The sequence below is a fragment of the Kitasatospora sp. NPDC001527 genome, from assembly GCF_040298605.1.
Lineage (GTDB): Bacteria > Actinomycetota > Actinomycetes > Streptomycetales > Streptomycetaceae > Kitasatospora.
On record NZ_JBEPAM010000052.1, the window covers coordinates 21752 to 39673 of the forward strand.

General features: G+C 72.4%; 14 protein-coding genes. 8 read left to right on the top strand and 6 right to left on the bottom strand.

Going from position 1 to position 17922, the window contains the following annotated elements; translation table 11 throughout:
• Nucleotides 1-22: 22 nt before the first annotated feature.
• Nucleotides 23-340, top strand: coding sequence for a DUF3817 domain-containing protein (locus ABT238_RS32420; protein ID WP_350562790.1), 318 nt, complete (start codon nt 23-25; stop codon nt 338-340).
• A gap of 90 nt (nt 341-430) precedes the next feature.
• On the opposite strand, the gene ABT238_RS32425 is transcribed toward ABT238_RS32420, so the two are convergent.
• Both ABT238_RS32425 and ABT238_RS32430 read right to left on the bottom strand, forming a co-directional pair.
• Nucleotides 431-2077 (bottom strand): M4 family metallopeptidase, encoded by a 1647-nt coding sequence (locus ABT238_RS32425; RefSeq protein WP_502884188.1) that lies wholly within the window; start codon nt 2075-2077, stop codon nt 431-433.
• Nucleotides 2078-2442: 365 nt separating this feature from the next.
• Nucleotides 2443-4080, bottom strand: a complete 1638-nt coding sequence (locus ABT238_RS32430) for a M4 family metallopeptidase (protein ID WP_350802276.1) — start codon at nt 4078-4080, stop codon at nt 2443-2445.
• 490 nt (nt 4081-4570) lie between these two features.
• Here ABT238_RS32430 and ABT238_RS32435 point away from each other — a divergent pair, with 490 nt between their 5' ends.
• The 3 genes from ABT238_RS32435 to icmA all read left to right on the top strand — a co-directional run bounded on the left by ABT238_RS32435 (nt 4571) and on the right by icmA (nt 7398).
• On the top strand, nt 4571-5110 hold the full coding sequence (locus tag ABT238_RS32435) for a MarR family winged helix-turn-helix transcriptional regulator (protein WP_350562502.1): 540 nt from the start codon (nt 4571-4573) through the stop codon (nt 5108-5110).
• 51 nt (nt 5111-5161) lie between these two features.
• Nucleotides 5162-5527 carry a DUF3817 domain-containing protein gene (locus ABT238_RS32440; RefSeq protein WP_350562500.1) on the top strand — a complete coding sequence of 122 codons (366 nt, stop codon included), beginning with the start codon at nt 5162-5164 and terminating at the stop codon, nt 5525-5527.
• Between the two features lie 185 nt (nt 5528-5712).
• Nucleotides 5713-7398, top strand: coding sequence for a coenzyme B12-dependent isobutyryl-CoA mutase large subunit (gene icmA, locus ABT238_RS32445; RefSeq protein WP_350562498.1), 1686 nt, complete (start codon nt 5713-5715; stop codon nt 7396-7398).
• A 65-nt stretch (nt 7399-7463) separates the two neighbouring features.
• On the opposite strand, the gene ABT238_RS32450 is transcribed toward icmA, so the two are convergent.
• Entirely contained in the window at nt 7464-8108 is a 645-nt protein-coding gene (locus ABT238_RS32450; protein WP_350562496.1) for a TetR/AcrR family transcriptional regulator, read from the bottom strand.
• A 364-nt stretch (nt 8109-8472) separates the two neighbouring features.
• Between ABT238_RS32450 and trxA the strand changes: the two genes are divergently transcribed.
• The 4 genes from trxA (at nt 8473) to ABT238_RS32470 (ending at nt 12844) form a co-directional block, all read left to right on the top strand.
• Nucleotides 8473-9468: a thioredoxin gene (gene trxA, locus ABT238_RS32455; RefSeq protein ID WP_350562494.1), complete on the top strand. Its 996-nt coding sequence runs from the start codon at nt 8473-8475 to the stop codon at nt 9466-9468.
• Between the two features lie 602 nt (nt 9469-10070).
• Entirely contained in the window at nt 10071-10733 is a 663-nt protein-coding gene (locus ABT238_RS32460; RefSeq protein ID WP_350562492.1) for a DUF6230 family protein, read from the top strand.
• A gap of 129 nt (nt 10734-10862) precedes the next feature.
• The gene (locus ABT238_RS32465) at nt 10863-11438 is read left to right on the top strand and encodes a DUF6114 domain-containing protein (RefSeq protein WP_350802277.1); all 576 of its coding nucleotides are present in this window, start codon (nt 10863-10865) and stop codon (nt 11436-11438) included.
• Nucleotides 11435-12844, top strand: a complete 1410-nt coding sequence (locus ABT238_RS32470) for a hypothetical protein (protein ID WP_350802278.1) — start codon at nt 11435-11437, stop codon at nt 12842-12844. Before ABT238_RS32465 ends, ABT238_RS32470 begins: the two co-directional genes overlap by 4 nt.
• An 85-nt stretch (nt 12845-12929) precedes the next feature.
• On the opposite strand, the gene pyk is transcribed toward ABT238_RS32470, so the two are convergent.
• From pyk to pta, 3 genes are all read right to left on the bottom strand, one after another.
• Nucleotides 12930-14357: a pyruvate kinase gene (gene pyk / locus ABT238_RS32475; protein ID WP_350562486.1), complete on the bottom strand. Its 1428-nt coding sequence runs from the start codon at nt 14355-14357 to the stop codon at nt 12930-12932.
• Nucleotides 14358-14451: 94 nt separating this feature from the next.
• On the bottom strand, nt 14452-15684 hold the full coding sequence (locus tag ABT238_RS32480) for an acetate kinase (RefSeq protein ID WP_350562484.1): 1233 nt from the start codon (nt 15682-15684) through the stop codon (nt 14452-14454).
• Nucleotides 15681-17828 carry a phosphate acetyltransferase gene (gene pta / locus ABT238_RS32485; protein ID WP_350802279.1) on the bottom strand — a complete coding sequence of 716 codons (2148 nt, stop codon included), beginning with the start codon at nt 17826-17828 and terminating at the stop codon, nt 15681-15683. Before pta ends, ABT238_RS32480 begins: the two co-directional genes overlap by 4 nt.
• Between the last annotated feature and the right edge of the window lie 94 nt (nt 17829-17922).

Genomic DNA, 17922 nt, shown 5'->3' on the forward strand with positions numbered 1-17922 from the left:
CCCCCCGCGTATCGAGGTACCCATCGTGAACAGCAGCGCCGTCCACCGCCTGCGCCTGGTCTCCGGCCCCGAAGGGGTCTCCTTCCTGCTCCTGCTGCTCTGCTCGGTGCTCAAGCGCACCACCGACTTCAACGCCGTGCCGGTGATGGGCATGATCCACGGGATCCTGTTCATCCTGTACGTCGTCTTCTGGATCCTGGCCTGGCAGACGCAGAAGTGGGACGTCAAGCGCGGCGCCCTGCTGTTCATCCTCTCGGTCCTGCCCGGCGGCGGCTTCGTGGCCGAGCGGATGCTCGCCAAGGAGGAGCGCGGCGCGGCCGCGGTGCCGGCCGCGGCCTGACCTCCCCGCGACGCGCCGGCAGGCTGCCGGGGCCCCCTCTCCCAGTGGGCCCCGGCAGCCTGCCGTTTTTCCGGGGGTGGTCCGACGCGGCTAGTTGACGTTCACCGCGCTCCAGGCCGCGGCCACCGCGTTGTACTCGGTGCTGCTGAGCCCGTAGAGGTCCTTGGCGGCGTTCAGGGTGCCGGTGCGGGCGGCCTTGTAGTTGGTGCTGGAGGTGAAGTACACGGTCAGTGCCCGGTACCAGATGGCGGCGGCCTTGTCCCGGCCGATGCCGGTGACGGTCGAGCCGTTGGAGGTCGGGCTGTTGTAGCTGACGCCGTTGATCACCTTGGCGCCGCTGCCCTCGGCCAGCAGGTAGAAGAAGTGGTTGGCCACGCCCGAGGAGTAGTGGACGTCGATGCCGCCGATCCCGGAGTACCAGGAGTCCTTGGACGAGCCGTCCTTGGAGGGCTTGTCCAGGTAGCGCAGCGGCTGGCCGTTGCCGAAGATGTTGATCTTCTCGCCGATCAGGTAGTCCGGCACGTCCACCGGCAGGTTGGCGTACCACTCGACCAGGGTGCCGAAGATGTCCGAGGTGGCCTCGTTGAGGCCGCCGGACTCGCCGGAGTAGGTGAGGTTGGCGGTCGCCGAGGTGACGCCGTGGCTCATCTCGTGGCCGGCCACGTCGACGGCGGTCAGCGGGTTGCTGTTGCCGCTGCCGTCGCCGTACGTCATGCAGAAGCAGGAGTCCTGCCAGAAGGCGTTGACGTAGGCGTTGCCGTAGTGGACCCGGTTGCTGGCGCCGACGCCGTTGTTCTTGATGCCGTTGCGGCCGAAGGTGTTCTTGTAGTAGTCCCAGGTGGCGCCGGTGCCGTACTGCGCGTCCACCGCGGCGGACTGGGTGTCCGAGGCGAGCCCGTTGCCCCAGTTGTTGTCCGCGTCGGTGTAGAGCGCGTTGCCGCTCTTGGCGTTCCCGGTCCACTGGTTGCCGCGGGACGGGTCCTTGAGCTGGTAGGTGGAGCCGCTCTGGGTGGTGGTCAGGCTGACCGACCCGACGTGCACGCCCTTGCCGGTGCCGGCCGCGGTCTGCACCTCCTCGTGGGTGGAGAGCACCTGGCCGGTGGCGGCGTCGGTGACCAGCCGCTGGCTGCTCGGGGTGCCGTCGGCCCGCTCGCCGTGCACCACCGTCCGGTACGCCAGCCGCGGGCTGCCGTCGCCCGCCCAGACCACCAGGGCCGGGGCGCTCGCGCCGTCGACCCGGGTGACCGGCGAGGCGTCCGCGTCGGCCGGGGCGACGCCGACGGTGGCCCGGACCGCGTCGACGGCCTGGGTGGAGGCGGTGCCGGCGGATAGCGCCGGGGTGAGGCTCGCCAGTGCGAGCCGGCCCTCGAAGGCGCGGTCCACCGAGGCGATCGCGCCGTTGGCCTTCTGGTGGACGACGAGGTCGCCGCCGAGCACCGGGAGGCCGGCGTAGGTGCGGTCGTAGCGCAGGTGGCGTGTGCCGTTGGCGTCGACCACCACGTCCTTGACGACCAGCTGCTCCTGGCCGCCGAGGGCGAGCGCCCTGGCCACCGGCGCGGCCTGCTGGCCGGCCAGGGCGACGAGGGCCTCGCGCTGCTGGACGGGGGCGGCCTGGGCCGGGGCGGCGGCGACCTGGATGGCGCCGGCCAGCAGGGCGGAGGCGGAGAGTACGGCGCCGGCTGTCAGCTTTCGCTTCACGTGCGGGTTCCTTCCACGAAACCGCGGGTGCGCGGTCACGCCACGTACCGGGGCGCCGGGGTCGGCGCCAGGGGGCGGTAGGGCGCGGACGTGCTGCTGCTCCGTGCGGCCTGACGCACCGTCGATGGGTGGGGGCGACGGGCGTCCGGACGGGGCTTTGGACAGAAGCATGACAATGCAGGTCGTGAAAGAACAGGGCGCCGCCGGGGATTGGCCAGGTCTCGCCAAGACCCGCACGGGTGGTGGCGGTGGGGAGGATGTCGGGGTGTGCGCGGCGTGTTCCGTGGCGGGATCCCGCCAGCGGCGGGCCTTGTCGGCTCCGTCCGGCGTTGCTACGCGGGCCGCGCGCGCGGGCGCCCGGGGCCCTCCCCCCAGTGGGGCCCCGGACGCCCGGCGGGCGGACGTCAGTTGACGTTGACGCCGCTCCACGCGGCCGCCACCGCGTTGTACTCGGCGCTGCCGGCGCCGTAGAGGTCGGCCGCCGCGCTCAGCGTGCCGGTGCGGGCCGCCTTGTAGTTGGTGGTCGAGGTGAAGTAGACCGTCAGCGCCCGGTACCAGACCGCCCCCGCCTTGTCCCGGCCGATGCCGGTGACGGTCGAGCCGTTGGAGGTCGGGCTGTTGTAGCCGACGCCGTTGATCACCTTGGCGCCGCTGCCCTCGGCCAGCAGGTAGAAGAAGTGGTTGGCCACGCCCGAGGAGTAGTGGACGTCCAGGCCGCCCACCGAGGAGGACCAGGAGTCGGCCGAGGCGCCGTCCTTGGAGGGCTTGTCCAGGTAGCGCAGCGGGGTGCCGTCCCCGTTGATGTCGATCTCCTCGCCGATGAGGTAGTCCGGCTTGTCGGCGGGGAGGTTGGCGGACCACTCGACCAGGGTGCCGAAGATGTCCGAGGTGGCCTCGTTGAGGCCGCCGGACTCGCCCGAGTAGTTCAGGCCCGCGGTGGCCGAGGTGACGCCGTGGGTCATCTCGTGGCCCGCGACGTCCAGCGCGGTCAGCGGGTTGGTGTTGTTGGTGCCGTCGCCGTACGTCATGCAGAAGCAGGAGTCGTTCCAGAACGCGTTGACGTAGTTGCGGCCGTAGTGGACCCGGCTGGTGGCGCCGACGCCGTTGTTCTTGATGCCGTTGCGGCCGAAGGTGTTCTTGTAGTAGTCCCAGGTGGCCGCCGCGCCGAACTGCGCGTCCACCGCGGCCGACTGGCGGTTGGCGGCGGTGCCGTCGCCCCAGACGTTGTCGGTGTCGGTGAGGAGGGTGCCGGAGCCGGAGGTCTTGCCCTTGAGGTCGCTGGTGGACTGGCCGCCGCGCGAGGCGTCCTTGAGCGAGTAGCCACCGCTGGTGCTGGTGGTGGTCAGCGGAACGGTGCCGACGAAGACGCCGGTGCCGGTGCCGGAGGCGGTCTGCACCTGCTCGTGGCTGGAGAGCACCTGGCCGGTGGCGGCGTCGGTGACCAGCAGCCGGCTGCTCGGGGTCCCGTCGGCGCGCACGCCCTCCACGGTGGTCCGGTAGGCGAGCCGCGGGCTGCCGTCGGCGGCCCAGACGACCAGCTGGGCGGCGCCGGCCCGGTGCACCTCGGTGACCGGGGACTCGTCCTTGTCGGCGGCGATGCCCACGGTGGACTGCACCGCGCCGGAGGCCTGGGCGGCGGCCCTGTCGGCGGGGATCTTCGGGGTCAGGCTCGGCACCGAGATCTGCGCGGCGACGGCCTTGTCGACCGCCTTGACGGTGCCGTCGGCGGCCTGGTGCACGACCAGGTCGCCGCCGAGGACCGGCAGTCCGGCGTAGGTGCGCTCGAAGCGGAGGTGGCGCGTGCCGTTGGCGTCCACCACGGCGTCCTTGGCGACCAGCGCCTCCTGGCCGCCCAGCCCGAGGGCCTTGCCCAGCGGGCCGGCCTGACCGCTCGCCAGCGCGATCAGGTCGGCGCGGTGCTGCGCGGCCTGCGCCTGGACCGAGGGGGTCGGGGTGGCCTGGGCGGCGGTGCTCACCTGGATCACGCCGGTGAGCAGGGCGGTGGCGGAGAGTACGGCGCCGGCTGCGAGGCTTCGCTTCACGTACAGGTCCTTCCGGGAAACCGCGTGTGCGCGGTCGCGCCGCGTTCCGGGGTGCCGGGGTTGGCACCTGAGGGGCGGAACGGGCGCTGACGTGCTGCTCCGTGCGGTCCACGGTGACCACCGGTGAGTGGGGTGGCGGCCACCGGACGGGGCTGGCGGAAAGCATGACAATCCAACAAGTGAAATGACAGGTCTTGTTCATGGATTGGCCAGGTCCCGCCAACGTTGCGGAAGGTGAACAGGGTGACGAACCGGGCGAATCACCCGGTCTTTCGGCGGGTTACCGTCCGAACCGAGGCCTGGTAGCGCGGTGGACGCCCTCCGGCGGGTCAACCGTGCGGCGCGGTCGGATGGTTGGTGCCCGTTCACACCCGCGCAACGTGCTGGTACGTACCTGGCGGACCGCCTGGCGTGTTCCCGCCACGTGTCGCGCTTGTCCACCATCAGGACGCCTGCTAGCCCCGGCCCCGCCCGCCGGTACGGTAAGCGGGTGGCCAAGCCCCTCGCACTCGACTTCGACCCGATCGCCCGCGCCGACGAGCTGTGGACCCGCCGCTGGGGGGCCGTCCCCGCGATGGCGGCGATCACCTCGGTCATGCGGGCCCACCAGATCCTGCTCTCCCGCGTGGACGCGGTGCTCAAGCCGTACGGGCTGACCTTCGCCCGCTACGAGGCGCTGGTGCTGCTCACCTTCAGCCGGACCGGCGAGCTGTCGCTCTCCAAGATCGGCGAGCGCCTCATGGTCCACCCGACCAGCGTCACCAACACCGTCGACCGCCTGGAGCGGGCCGGCCTGGTCGCCCGCCGCCCCAACCCGCTGGACGGCCGAGGGGTGCTCGCCGCGATCACCGACCGGGGCCGCGAGGTCGTCGAGGGCGCCACCCGGGAGCTCATGGCGATGGAGTTCGGGCTGGAGGAGTACGGCGCCGACCAGTGCCGCGAGGTCTTCGAGCTGCTGCGCCCGCTGCGGGTCGCCGCGGGCGACTTCACCGAGCCGCCGGGCGAGGGGCCTGCGCGGTCCGGGGCGTGAGGGCGGCTACCCTCGTGTGAGCGGTGCGCGGATCAGGACGTACCCCCCCCGATGCTGCCGAGCGAGGCGATGAAGACGATGAAGGCGACCCCCCTGCTGGGCTGGTACCGCGCCCTGGCCGTTGCGACCGGTGTGGCGCTGCTGGTGTTCTGCGGCTTCATGGTCGCGAAGTACGGCTTCGACGCGGCCGAGGACCTGACCACCTACGTCGCGATGCTGCACGGCTACCTCTACATCGGGTACTTCGTGGTGACCTTCATGCTCGGCCAGAAGCTCAAGTGGCCGCTGGGCCGGATGATCTTCACCCTGGCCGCCGGCTGCATCCCGTTTGCCTCCTTCGTCGCCGAGCGCAAGGTGGCCGCCGAGGCGGCCGCCAAGCTGCCCGCCGGCGACGCCCGCCAGCCGGCCGGCGTCTGAGCGGAGCCCCGCGGCGGGAATTCAGGGCGCCTTTCCCAAGGGGGGAGGGCGCCCTTCCGCATGTCCCGCTAGCCTCTGCCGGGCGTCCATCGACAAGTAGTAGGACGTCCGAGTAAATTGGTAGGACGTCCTAACAGCTGTGCCGCCCGCTGGTGTGGCGGCCGTACGGAGCGGAGTTCGGGGTCATGGACGCCGAGGAGATCGAGCGCGGGCGGCAGCGCTGGCAGCAGCGGTACGACAGTGCCCGCAAGCGGGACGCGGACTTCACCACCCTCTCCGGGGACGAGGTCGAGCCGGTCTACGGTCCGGCCCCCGGGCAGGCCTACGAGGGCTTCGAGCGGATCGGCTGGCCCGGCGAGTACCCCTACACCCGCGGCCTGCACCCGACCGGCTACCGGGGCCGGACGTGGACCATCCGCCAGTTCGCCGGCTTCGGCAACGCGGAGCAGACCAACGAGCGGTACCGGATGATCCTGGAGGCGGGCGGCGGCGGCCTCTCGGTCGCCTTCGACATGCCCACCCTGATGGGCTACGACTCCGACGACCCGCGCTCGCTCGGCGAGGTGGGCCACTGCGGTGTGGCGATCGACTCGGCCGCCGACATGGAGGTGCTGTTCCGCGGCATCCCGCTCGGCGAGGTAACCACCTCGATGACGATCAGCGGCCCGGCGGTGCCGATCTTCTGCATGTACCTGGTGGCCGCCGAGCGGCAGGGCGTCGATCCGGCGGTGCTCAACGGCACCCTGCAGACCGACATCTTCAAGGAGTACATCGCCCAGAAGGAGTGGCTCTTCGCCCCCGAGCCGCACCTGCGGCTGATCGGCGACCTGATGGAGTACTGCGCCGGCGGGATCCCGGCCTACAAGCCGCTCTCGGTCTCCGGCTACCACATCCGCGAGGCCGGGGCGACGGCCGCGCAGGAGCTGGCGTACACCCTGGCCGACGGCTTCGCCTACGTCGAGCTGGGCCTGTCCCGGGGCCTGGACGTGGACGTCTTCGCGCCGGGCCTGTCCTTCTTCTTCGACGCGCACCTCGACTTCTTCGAGGAGATCGCCAAGTTCCGCGCGGCCCGCCGGATCTGGGCCCGCTGGATGCGCGAGCGGTTCGGCGCGAAGACCGACAAGGCCCAGTGGCTGCGGTTCCACACCCAGACCGCCGGTGTCTCGCTCACCGCCCAGCAGCCGTACAACAACGTGGTCCGCACCGCCGTCGAGGCGCTCTCGGCGGTGCTCGGCGGTACCAACTCGCTGCACACCAACGCCCTGGACGAGACCCTGGCGCTGCCCTCCGAGCAGGCCGCCGAGATCGCCCTGCGCACCCAGCAGGTGCTGATGGAGGAGACCGGCGTCACCAATGTGGCCGACCCGCTGGGCGGCTCCTGGTACGTCGAGGCGCTGACCGACCGGATCGAGCAGCAGGCCGAGGAGATCTTCCGGAAGATCCTGGACAAGGGCCGCGAGGACCACCCGATCGGTCCGGTCACCTCCGGCATCCTGCGCGGCATCGAGGACGGCTGGTTCACCGGCGAGATCGCCGAGGCCGCCTTCCAGTACCAGCGGGGGGTGGAGAAGGGCGAGAAGCGGGTCGTCGGCGTCAATTGCCACCCGCGCAGCGTCACCCCCGAGCTGGAAATCCTGCGGGTCAGCCACGAGGTGGAGCGCGAGCAGGTCCGGGTGCTGGGCGCGCGCAAGGCGGCCCGGGACGAGGCCGCGGTCAAGGCCGGGCTGGACGCGATGCTGGCCGCCGCGCGCTCCGGCGCGTCGATGATCCCGCCGATGCTGGACGCGGTGCGCGCCGAGGCGACCCTGGGCGAGATCTGCAACGCGCTGCGCGAGGAGTGGGGCATCTACCGGGAGGCCGCCCGGTTCTGAGTCCGGCCGACGGCCGCCCGGCGCCCTGCGAGGGCGACGGGCGGCCGTCGCGCGCGCTCAGCCGCTCACGGGCCCGGGAAGGTGCCGAGCAGCAGGCCGGTGAAGCGCCGGGTCCACTCGGGGGTGATCGGCTCGCCGCTCACCAGCACCCGGTGCTCGACCGTGCCGGCGATGGTGTCGAAGATGATGTCGACCTCCTCGCGGGCGGTCGCCTCGTCGTCGTCCGGGGCCAGCTCGCCGCGGGCCTGGGCCGCCGCGCGGCCCTGCCGGACCAGCCGCTTCTGCGGGTCGACGATCGCCTCCCGGATCCGCCGGCGCAGCTCACCGTCGCGGGAGCCCTCGGCGAACAGGGCGAGCAGCGCCGCCTGGCTCTCCGGGCGGGCCAGCAGTTCGGCGAACTGGGCCACCACCGCCTCGATGTCGGCCTGCAGGCTGCCCAGGTCGGGCATCGCCAGCTCGTCGAAGAGGCTGGCGACGGCGTCCACCACCAGCTCGTTCTTGGACGGCCAGCGGCGGTACAGGGTGGTCTTGGCGACCCCGGCGCGGGTCGCGACGTGGCCCATGGTGAGCCCGCCCCAGCCGAGTTCGGCGAGGGCCTCGCGGGTGGCGTCCAGGATGGCGCGGTCGGCGGCGGCGCTGCGCGGGCGGCCCTTGGTCCGGGTGACGGCGGTCTCCGGGCTCTCCGGGAGGGGTGGCTGGGGGGCCGGCACCGGGCCTCCTTGCGATTTACCGGTAAGTAACTTGGGTGGGAGCGGTAACGGTAGCGACTTTCGCGTGTCCAGGTCAGCCGGGCCGCCCGGGAAAGTGGCCCACCTCACGTCGGCCGGGGGGCGGCAGGGGTTGCGGCGGATGCCCCGGGTCCAGTTACGCTACGACTCGTAGCGAAAGCGACGATCAGGCGCCGCGTCCCGTGGGACGGGAGCGGCGCGGGCGCGGATGGGGATCCGTGCCGAAACGGTTCAGGCTATCGGGCAGTGGCTCCGCCACCCCGGGAATCGGGACCGCGCAGCCCGCGCGGGGCGTTTTCCGGGAGGTTGGTGCCCACCAGCGGCGCGGGCGGGGGAGGATGGTGCCATGCAGCCACGGAATTCTCGTCTCAACAGTGCCGCCCTGCGTGGTGCGGTCGACCTCGCCGCGGTGAAGGCAGCCGGCGAGGCTGCCCAGAAGGCCGAGCAGGCCAGGGCCGAGCGGGCCCGCCAGTCGGCCGCCGGTGAGGCGGCCGGGGACGCCCCGGCCGGGGCCGGGTACCCGCTCGTCGTCGACGTCACCGAGGACACCTTCGAGGCCGAGGTGGTCCAGCGGTCCACCGAGGTGCCGGTGGTCGTCGACTTCTGGGCCGAGTGGTGCGGGCCCTGCAAGCAGCTCAGCCCCATCCTGGAGCGCCTGGCCGAGGAGTACGCCGGCCGGATCGTGCTCGCCAAGATCGACGTCGACGCCAACCAGCTGATCGCCCAGCAGTTCGGCATCCAGGGCATCCCGGCCGTGATGGCCGTGGTGGCCGGCCAGCTGGTCCCGCTGTTCCAGGGCGCCGAGAACGAGGCCAACGTCCGCAAGGTGCTCGACCAGCTGATCCTGGTCGCCGAGCAGCGCTTCGGCATCGTCGGCACCGGCGGCGCGCCCGCCGAGGGCGCGGAGGCGGCCGCCCCGCTCCGTCCGGAGGACCCGGCGCTGTCCGCGGCCCACGACGCGCTCGACCAGGGGGACCTGGGCGGTGCCATCCAGGCCTACCGGAACGTGCTGGCCGACCAGCCGGGCAACGCCGAGGCCAAGCTCGGCCTGGCCCAGGCCGAGCTGCTGCAGCGGGTCGAGGGGCTGGACCTGCAGACCGTGCGGGCCGCCGCCGCGGCCGACCCGAAGGACGTCGAGGTCCAGCTGAGGGCGGCCGACCTGGACCTGGTCGGCGGGCACGTCGAGGACGCCTTCGGCCGGCTGGTGTCGACGGTCGGCAGGACCTTCGGCGCGGACCGGGACGCCGCCCGGCTGCGGCTGCTGGAGCTGTTCGAGGTGATCGGCCCCGAGGACCCGCGGGTCACCGCGGCGCGCCAGGCGCTGGCCCGGGTGCTGTTCTGAACTCCGGTCGGCGACACGGCGGATGACCTGCGGTGCCGCCGGGTGATTTGGCGACAATCCGGCCATCACCGCTGAGGTTTACCAAATCTTGACAACACCCGTGGACGGTCACGACATGTGACCGTCCGCGGGTGTTTCACTGATGTTTCCGAGGGATTTCGCCCCCACGAATCCTCCATTTGGTGACGCTGCGTATCCGGGGCGCCGATTTCATGATCATCCGCGCCCAAGTGGGATTACCCGTCAGTAATGCAACCTCTTGTGCTTCGCCCGGGATTCGAGCAGCATCGGCACGCCCGGTCCCCACACTTCGACCCCCGCCGGCAGCCGGTCGGCGGACCCGGAGGAGGGGATCCCCACCGGGCGGCCGGCGGTCATGCCGCCGGCGAGAGGGCAGGGGGGTATCCGCGGTCCCACGGCGGTTCCTGTCCTTCGCACGGCCGCGCTGCCCGCGCGGTCACTGGTTGTCGCTCGGGGGGATCGCCGGTGTTGCCACGGCGCTCTCCGCTACCGAGGACGTAGCTCTCTCCCATCCCAGGCCCCACCGGTGCGGGACTCGCCACCGGGGAGCCGGAGATGTACGTCCCAGAAGGAGGACACGCATGTCCAAGACCTACGGCAAGACCCGCTGGAAGCGCTTCGCCCTGGTGATGGTGCCGAGCCTCGCGGCCACCGCCGCGGTCGGCGTCGGCCTGGCGAACAGCGCGCTCGCCGCCTCGTTCAGCATCTCGGGCCAGCAGTTCAAGGTCAGCGCCAAGGAGCTGCACGGCACCAAGTTCGCGCAGTTCGGCTCGATCGACGTCGAGAAGGACAAGACGACCCACCCGGTCGCGGTCTCGGCCTTCGACACGGCCCGGATCAAGGGCCTGTGCCAGTCGCTGGTCACCGACCCGAACGTGATCCCGCTGCCGTTCAAGCTCCCGAAGATCACCCTCCGCCTGGAGGCCGGTGACAGCGAGCAGCAGGACCGCCAGGTCGAGGCCGCCAACCTGCTGATCGACCTCGATTCCCTTGAGGCCGACGCCGAGTTCGGCAACATCAACATCGGCCAGGACGCCTCCACCCTCGACGGCACGGCGACCAAGAACTGGAAGTCCGCGCTCGGCTCCGGCCTGCCCAGCGGCAAGACCGGCTTCGCGCAGGCCGCGGAGACCGCCGACCTGTACGGCGCCAAGCAGACCGCGTGGGCCACCTCGGCGGGCACCTTCAAGCTCAAGGGCCTGAAGCTCAACCTCTACACCGACGCGGGCCACGAGTGCTTCTGAGCCGGTTCCCCGGCTGACCGGCTGACCGCCTGACGGCGGGTCGGGGGCCGGGGACGGTGGCCGTAGGGGCCGCCGTCCCCGGGCTCCCCCTTTCCGTTTCACCTCGTCACACCTCCGAGGAGCTGCTCCGTGTCCAGCACCCTTGCCGAGCCGCGGCCCGCCGAACGCGAGAACCCCCTGCGGTGGGTGCGCCGGGTGTTCCGTGACTTCCGCCGCTCCCGGCCGTTCTGGGGCGGACTGCTGGCCGTCCTCGCCGGCATCCCGATCATGTACTTCCCGTACGCCAACCTGTCGTTGAACGGCATGACGCTCGCCATGGCCACCACCGGGGGCGCGGGCTCGCTGATCATCGGGATGCTGCTGATCGTGCTCGGGCTGACCGCCTGGTTCCAGCCGGTCGTCCGGGTCTTCGCGGGCATCGCCACCACGCTGCTCACCCTGGTCGCGATCCCGGTCTCCAACCTGGGCGGCTTCGGGCTGTCGGTCCTGCCCGGTCTGATCGGTGGCGGTCTGATGATCGCCTGGGCGCCGCTTCCGCCCGCCGACGACGCGGCCGGGGCCGACGGTGTGCTCGCCGCCGAGGCGGCCCCCGCGCCCGTTGCCGAGGCTCCCGCCGGTGACGCGCCCGCCGCCCAGCAGCCCCCGGCCGCCGCCGGGGGAACCGTTCCGGCGCAGCAGGCCGGCGAGCCGAAGGAGGTCCGGTGAGCGACCCGCGCGAGGAGCTTCCGCAGGCCCCGGCGCAGCGCTCGCCCCGGCACGCGGCGCCCCGTACGCCCGTGCGGGTCCGGCTGCGCGGCCGGGCGCTGGCGATGGCCGCCGTGCCGACCGCGCTGCTGATGGCCGCCGCCTACACGCCGAACCCGGCGATCGCCGAGTCCACCGCCGGCAAGCCGTGCGCCACCGCGCCGGACGCCGTGCCGCAGCCGCCCGCCGTCGCCGAGACGCCGGTGCCCAAGAGCGAGCTGCCGCCGCCGATCCCCGGCCCGACCGTGCCGGTGCCCAAGGCCATCGCCACCAGGACGTCCGCGCCGACCGCCGCACCGACGAGCGCCGGCCCGGCGAGTGTGCCGAAGCCGGCCGCGACCGGGACGGCGACCGCGACCGCGCCCGCGACCGCCCGCGCGAGCACCGGCGGCGGGGCCGTCCAGGCCGGTCCGATCGACGACATCGTCGGCGCCACCACCGACCCGGTCCGCCCGAGCGGCTCGGCGAGCCCCACCGCGAGCCCGTCCGCCGGCGCGCGCGCCGCCGCCCCGGCGCCGACCACCCAGGCACCGGCCGCCGGGACCGGGGCGCCGACGGGCACCCCGGCCGCCGAGCCGACGGGGACGCCGGCCGGCACCGCCGCGCCCACGCCCTCCGCCACCCCGGGAACGCCCGAGCCGACCGCCTCGACGGCGCCGGCGAGCCCGCGGCCGACCGACACCCCCTCGTCGACCGCCGAGCCGTCCGGCAGCCCGTCCGCCGGCCCCTCCGGGACCCCGTCCGGGACCCCGTCCGCCTCGGTGAAGCCGAGCGCGTCCGGCAGCCCCTCGGCCACGCCGTCCAAGGACCCGAACTGCCTGGTCGGCACCGAGGGGCTCGCCCCCGACGGCAAGCCGGCCGACAACCCGATCCTGGTGCCGGAGCAGAACTGGACCCTGCAGACGACCCGGCTCGGCCTCAACCACGCCGTGCTGCTCGGCGTGGTCGACGTCCGGACGCCGACCGGCACCAAGCGGGTGCTGAAGTTCGAGGTGGAGAGCGTCGACATCGAGAACCTGCACATGTCGACGCTGCAGGGCAACGGCAAGACCTTTCACGTGAAGGGCGCGCCCGGCTCGACCTCGACCATGCGCAAGGGCCCGGTCACCATGTACGTGGAGCGGCTCTCCGGCCACCTGTCCAAGGTGCTCGGCCTGCCGATCCCGATCGACCTCGGCGAGCTCACCCTCACCCCGGACGGTCCGCTGCCGCAGTGGCTGTACGACCTGATCGGCCAGCTCCAGCTCCCGCTGTGGATCGAGCTGACCGGGGTGACCGCGATCCAGTCGGGCCAGTTCGGCGGCACCCTGAAGATCCCCGGCATGCAGCTCTACAACGACGACAAGCCCTACCCCGGGAACGCCTGACCCCGGGCTCCCGGCCCGCCGAAACGCCCGTGGGGCGGCCCCTCCCGTCCGGAGGGACCGCCCCACGGGCGTGTTCCGCGCCGCCTTACGAGGTGCGGGTGCCCAGGTGGTGCACCTGGACCATGTTGGTGTTGCCGGGGATGCCGGGCGGGGAGCCGGCGGTGACGATCACGGTGTCGCCCTCGCCCAGCTCGCTGATGCGCAGCAGCTCGCGGTCGACCTGCGCGACCATCTCGTCGGTGGTCTCCACCTGCTCGGTCACGTGCGCCTCGACGCCCCAGCTCAGCGAGAGCTGGTTGCGGGTGGCGTGGTCCGGGGTGAAGGCGATCACCGGGATCGGCGAGCGGTAGCGGGAGAGCCGCCGCGCGGTGTCACCGGACTTGGTGAAGGCGACCAGCGCCTTGCCGTTCAGGAAGTCGCCCAGCTCGCACGCGGCGCGGGCGATGGAGCCGCCCTGGGTGCGCGGCTTGCGGCCCGGGTTGAGCGGCTGGAGGCCCTGGGAGACCAGCTCCTCCTCGGCCTTCTCGCAGATCCGGCTCATGGTGCGGACGGTCTCGACCGGATACTTGCCGACGCTGGACTCGGCGGACAGCATGACCGCGTCGGTGCCGTCCAGGATGGCGTTGGCGACGTCGGAGACCTCGGCGCGGGTCGGGCGCGAGGCGTGGATCATCGACTCCATCATCTGGGTGGCGACGATGACCGGCTTGGCGTTGCGGCGGGCCAGGGTGATCAGCTGCTTCTGGACCAGCGGCACCCGCTCCAGCGGGTACTCGACGGCCAGGTCGCCGCGGGCCACCATGATCGCGTCGAAGGCGAGGACGATCTCCTCCATCGCCTCGACGGCCTGCGGCTTCTCGATCTTGGCGATGACCGGCACCCGGATGCCGACCTCGTCCATGACCGCGTGGACGTCCTTGATGTCCGCGGCGTTGCGGACGAAGGACAGCGCGACCATGTCGACGCCCAGGCGCAGGGCGAAGCGCAGGTCCTCCTTGTCCTTCTCGGACAGCGCGGGCACGTTGACGGCCGCGCCGGGGAGGTTGATGCCCTTGTTGTTCGAGAGCACGCCGCCCTCGACGACCACGGTCCTCACCCGCGGGCCGTCGACGCTGACGACCTCCAGGGCGATGACGCCGTCGTTGATCAGGACCGGGTCACCGGGCTTGACGTCGCCCGGCAGGCCCTTGTAGGTGGTTCCACAGATGTGCTGGTCACCGGGGACGTCCTCGGTGGTGATGGTGAACTCGTCGCCGTTGTCGACGGTCACCGGTCCGTTGGCGAAGGTCGCCAGACGGATCTTGGGGCCCTGGAGGTCGGCCAGAACGCCGATGGTCTTGCCGGTGTCCTCCGAGACCTGGCGGACCTTGCGGTACCGCTCCTCGTGTTCCGCATGGGAGCCGTGGCTCATGTTCAGTCGGGCGACGTTCATGCCCGCCTCGACGATGGCCTTGAGCTGTTCGTAGGAGTCCGTCGCGGGACCCAGGGTGCAGACAATTTTCGCTCGGCGCATATCGATCAGTCTATCCGTTCGTGTTATGGGTGCATTCGGCCCGAAAGGAGAGGAATCGCCGACGAAGGAGTCCGCGGATCGAGACGACGGGGGGTCAGTTTTCGGACGTCCGGTGCACCAGGGCGAAGGCCTGCCGGGCGATCTCCAGCTCCTCGTCGGTGGGGACGACGGCGACCGCCACCCGCGCCCTGCCGCCCGAGGGCAGCAGCGCGGGGGAGATGATCCTCGGCTCGCGCGAGCGTACCGAGTTGAGTTCGGGGTCGACGGCGATGCCCAGTTCCTCCAGCCCGGCCGCGGCGGCCGCCCGCACCGGTGCCGCGTTCTCCCCGACACCCGCGGTGAAGGCGATCGCGTCCACCCGGCCGAGCACCGCGTAGTACCCGCCGATGTACTTGCGCACCCGGTGGACGTACGTGTCGAAGGCCAGCTTCGCGTCCGCGTCGCCCTCGTCGGCGCGGCGCATGATCTCGCGCATGTCGTTGTCGCCGCACAGGCCCAGCAGGCCGCTGCGGCGGTTGAGCAGGTCGTCGATCCCGTCGATCGACAGCCCGCCCACCCGGTGCAGGTGGAAGACCACGCCCGCGTCGATGTCACCCGAACGAGTGCCCATCACCAGACCTTCCAGGGGGGTCAGGCCCATCGAGGTGTCGACGCAGCGCCCGCCGCTCACCGCCGAGGCGGAGGCGCCGTTGCCCAGGTGCAGCACGATCACGTTGACCTCGGCCGGGTCCTTGCCGAGCAGCCGCGCGGTGGCCCGCGAGACGTACTGGTGCGAGGTGCCGTGGAAGCCGTAGCGGCGCACCCGGTGCTCGTCGGCCACCGCCTTGTCGATCGCGTACCGGGCCGCGTACTCGGGCATCGAGGCGTGGAAGGCGGTGTCGAAGACGGCCACCTGCGGCAGGTCGGGCCGCAGCGCGCGGGCCACCTCGATGCCGGTGATGTTGGCCGGGTTGTGCAGCGGCGCCACCGGGATCAGCCGGCGGATCTCCTTGAGCACGTCGTCGGTGATCACGGTCGGCTCGGTGAACCGCAGCCCGCCGTGCACCACCCGGTGGCCGATCGCGGCCAGCTCGGGCGAGTCCAGCCCGAGGCCGTCGGCGGCCAGCTCCTCGGCGACCGCCTTGAGGGCCGCGCCGTGGTCGGGGAAAGCCTGGACGGTCTCCCGCTCCGGCCCGCCGCGCGGGGTGTGCACCAGCCGGCCGCCGGCCTCGCCGATCCGCTCGACCAGCCCGGAGGCGAGCCGGTCGCCGTCCAGCATGTCGATCAGCTGGTACTTCACCGACGAGGAGCCGGCGTTCAGCACCAGGACCCGCGTACCCGCACTCATGCCGTGCCCCCTTCGGCGCGCGGCCCCGACCCGCGCTCCTGCGACTGGATGGCGGTGATCGCCACCGTGTTGACGATGTCCTGGACCAGTGCGCCGCGCGACAGGTCGTTGACCGGCTTGCGCAGCCCCTGGAGCACCGGCCCGACGGCGACCGCCCCGGCCGAGCGCTGGACCGCCTTGTAGGTGTTGTTGCCGGTGTTGAGGTCCGGGAAGATCAGGACGGTCGCCCGGCCGGCCACCGGCGAGCCCGGCAGCTTGGTCGCCGCGACGTGCGTGTCCACCGCGGCGTCGTACTGGATCGGCCCCTCGACCAGGATGTCCGGGCGCAGCTCGCGCACCAGCTCGGTGGCCTTGCGGACCTTGTCGACGTCCGCGCCGGAGCCGGAGGTGCCGGTCGAGTAGGAGAGCATCGCGACCCTCGGCTCGACGCCGAACTGGGCGGCGGTGGCGGCCGACTGGATGGCGATGTCGGCGAGCTGCTGGGCGTCCGGGTCGGGGTTGACCGCGCAGTCGCCGTAGACCAGCACCTTGTCCGCCAGGCACATGAAGAAGACGCTGGAGACGATGGACGCGCCCGGCGAGGTCTTGATCACCTCGAAGGCGGGCCGGATGGTGGCGGCGGTGGAGTGCACCGCGCCGGAGACCATGCCGTCGGCGATGCCCTCCTGCACCATCAGGGTGCCGAAGTAGGAGACGTCGGTGACCACGTCCAGGGCCAGCTCGACGGTCATGCCCTTGTGCGCCCGCAGCTTGGCGTACAGCTCGGCGAACTGGCGGCGCAGCGGGCTGGTCGCCGGGTCGACGATCCGCACCTGGGCGCGGTCGGCGCCGGGCTCCTCCGTCGGCAGGTCGATGCCCAGGGCCGCGGCCTTGCGGCGAACGGCGTCGGCCTCGCCGAGCAGGGTGAGGTCGCAGATGTTGCGGCGCAGCAGGATCTCGGCGGCGCGCAGCACCCGCTCCTCGGTGCCCTCCGGCAGCACGACGTGCCGGCGGCCCGCCCTGGCCCGCTCCAGCAGCTCGTGCTCGAACATCATCGGGGTCACCCGCTCGGACCGGCCGACCTCGATCAGCTTGGTCAACTCGTCGGTGTCGACGTGCAGTTCGAACAGGCCGAGGGCGGTCTCGGCCTTCCGCGGGCTGGCCGCGGAGAGTTTGCCCTCCAGGTGGGTGAGGGCGGCGGCGGTGAGCCAGCTGCCCTCGGGGACGACCGCGACCGGGGTGCCGGGGGCCAGCCGGGCGGCCAGCGCCATCACGTTCGGGCCGGGGTGCTGGCCCAGGGTGAGCAGCACGCCGGCGATCGGCGGGGCGCCGGCGGCGTGCGCGGCCAGCGAGCCGATCACCAGGTCGGCGCGGTCCCCGGGGGTGACCACCAGCGCGCCCTCGGTCAGCGCGTCCAGGAAGGTCGGCAGCATGGCGCCGCCGAAGACGAAGCCGCGCACGTCCCGGGCCAGCCCGGCCGCGTCGCCGAGCAGCACCTCGGCGCCGGTCGCGTCGACCAGCTGGGCGACGGTCGGCGCGGCCAGTGCCGGCTCCTCGGGGATGACGTACGCCGGGATCGGCAGCTTCTCGGTGAGCTTGCGCTGGACCGGCTGCTTGGCGGCGGGGGCGACCCGGTTGGCGATCATCGCCAGGGTCTCGCAGCCGAGGTCGGTGTAGGCCCGGTGGGCGTTGCGGACCTCGGCGATCACCGTCTCGGCGTCCTCGCCGTGCCCGCCGACCACCGGCAGCACCGCGGCGCCGAACTCGTTGGCGAGCCGGGCGTTGAAGGCCAGCTCGTCGGGGATGTTGGTGCCGGCGAAGTCGGTGCCCAGCACCAGGACCGCCTGGCAGCGCCGCTCCAGCGCGTGGAAGCGGTCCACCAGCACCGAGACCAGCTCGTCCTGCCCCTGCGCGGCCTGCAGCGCGGTGGCCTCCTCGTAGGTGAGGCCGTACAGCTCGGTGGCCGGCAGGTCCAGCCGGTACCGGGCGCGCAGCAGCTCGACCACGTGGTCCGAGCCGGCCTCGCCCGGTGCCTGGGCGTGCACCAGGGGGCGGAACACCCCGACCCGGTCCACCCGGCGGGTGAGCAGCTCCATGACCCCGAGCTCCACCGCCTGGCGACCGTCCCCGCGGTCGATCCCGGTCACGTACACGCTGCGCGCCACGCGGCTCTCTCCGTCCCGTCGTCTCAGGAAGTGGTCATATCGACCATACCTTCGCACCGTGAACGGCCGTCCGCGAGCAGAGCGCCCGGGCGGG